Below are 1,766 nucleotides of genomic sequence, written 5' to 3' on the forward strand. Positions count from 1 at the left end.
CTGGGCAACGACGTGGACCCGGACGGGGACGTGATGACGGCGTCGCTGGCCGGGGACTCGCCGTCGAACGCGACGGTGCAGGCCATCATGGGCGGTGCCGCGCTGCAGGCCGTCGTGCCCGAGGACGCGACCGGGGAGGGCTCGTTCCGGTACGCCGTCTCCGACGGCCGCGGCGGGACCGCGGAGGCCTCGGTGTCGCTGCGCGTCTCGCCCTGGGGCGAGAACGCGCCGCCGGAGCAGACGGGCGACCCCGTGGTCCGGGTGGAGCAGGGCGGGACGGCGTCGATCAAGGTGCTGCCGTACTTCAAGGACCCGGACGGCGACGACCTCTACCTCGCCTCGGCGGCCGCGACGGTCGCGGGCGACGACGTGCGCTCGCGCCCCGACGGCACGGTCGAGCTGCGCGACGGCGGCGGCTCGACGGGTCGCAAGATCGTCACGGTCACCGTGGCGGACGGCCAGGGCGGCGTGTTCGAGGGCAAGCTGCTGGTCGACGTGGTGCCGGGTCCGCAGCCGCCGGTCGCGGTGAGCGACCACGTGGTGGTGCCAGCGGGGCAGCCGGTGACGGTGGAGCCGTTGCGCAACGACACCGACCCGAACGGGGACGAGCTGCGGCTGGCGTCGGTGTCGGAGTCCGCGCCGGCGCAGATCACGCCGAACTACGACGCGGGCACGTTCACGTTCCTCTCGATGGAGCCGCGCTCCTACGACCTGACGTACCAGGTGACCGACGGCCCGAACGCGACGACGGGCCTGGTCCGGGTCGACGTCCTGCCGCCGTCGGCGGCCGAGGGCGCCCCGATCGTCGTCACCGACACGGCCCTGCTGCCCACCGGCGGCTCGACCCTGGTCGACGTGCTCGCGAACGACACCGACCCGGCGGGCGGCGTCCTGGTGGTCCAGTCGGTCTCGGTCCCGGCGGACGCGGGCGTCTCGGTGGCCGTCCTCGGGCACCAGATGCTCCGCGTCACGGAGCTGCGGCGGCTCGACGGCCCCGTCAGCATCGCCTACACCGTGTCGAACGGCACGGAGTCGGCCGTGGGCGAGGTGCGGGTGGTGCCGGTGCCGGCGCCGACGCGGTTGCAGCCGCCGAACGCGGTGGCGGACGAGGTGACGGTGCACGCCGGGGACGTGGTGACGGTCCCGGTGCTGAAGAACGACACGCACCCGGACGGGTTGGAGCTGTTCCTGCAGCCCGAGCTGGAGCAGGACGTGGACCCGGCGCTGGGTGAGGCGTTCGTCTCGGAGGACACGCTGCGGTTCAAGGCGGGCCCGGAGGCGGGCACGGCGTACGCGATCTACCGGGTGCGTGACGCGAACGGGCAGGAGGACTCGGCCCAGGTCACGATCCGGATCCGTGACGGGGAGGACAACGCCCCGCCGCAGCCGCGCGAGATCGAGGCCCGGGTGCTGTCCGGGTCCAGCGTGCGCATCGCCGTCCCCCTGGACGGCATCGACCCCGACGGCGACTCCGTCCAGGTGACGGGGGTGGCGGCGCCGCCCGCGAAGGGGTCCGCGAGCGTCGTCGAGGGCTTCCTCGAGTACGTGGCCGCCAAGAACGCGACCGGTCTCGACACCTTCACGTACACGGTCCTGGACGCCCGCGGGGCGACGGCGACCGGGACCGTGCGGGTGGGGATCGCGCGGCCGGGCGAGAGCAACCAGTCGCCGGTCGCGGTGGACGACGAGGTGACGGTGCGTCCGGGGCGCACGGTCTCGGTCGCGGCGCTGGCCAACGACACCGACCCCGACGGCGACCAGGTCGG

The 1,766-nt window shown here is 74.3% G+C and carries 1 protein-coding gene; it reads left to right on the plus strand.

Annotated elements, in window-relative coordinates; all coding sequences use genetic code 11:
- Positions 1-1,766, plus strand: a 1,766-nt coding sequence (locus ACZ4MO_RS18770; RefSeq protein WP_499279410.1) for an Ig-like domain-containing protein, incomplete at both ends; no start/stop codon positions are given.

The organism is Sphaerisporangium cinnabarinum (assembly GCF_055567015.1).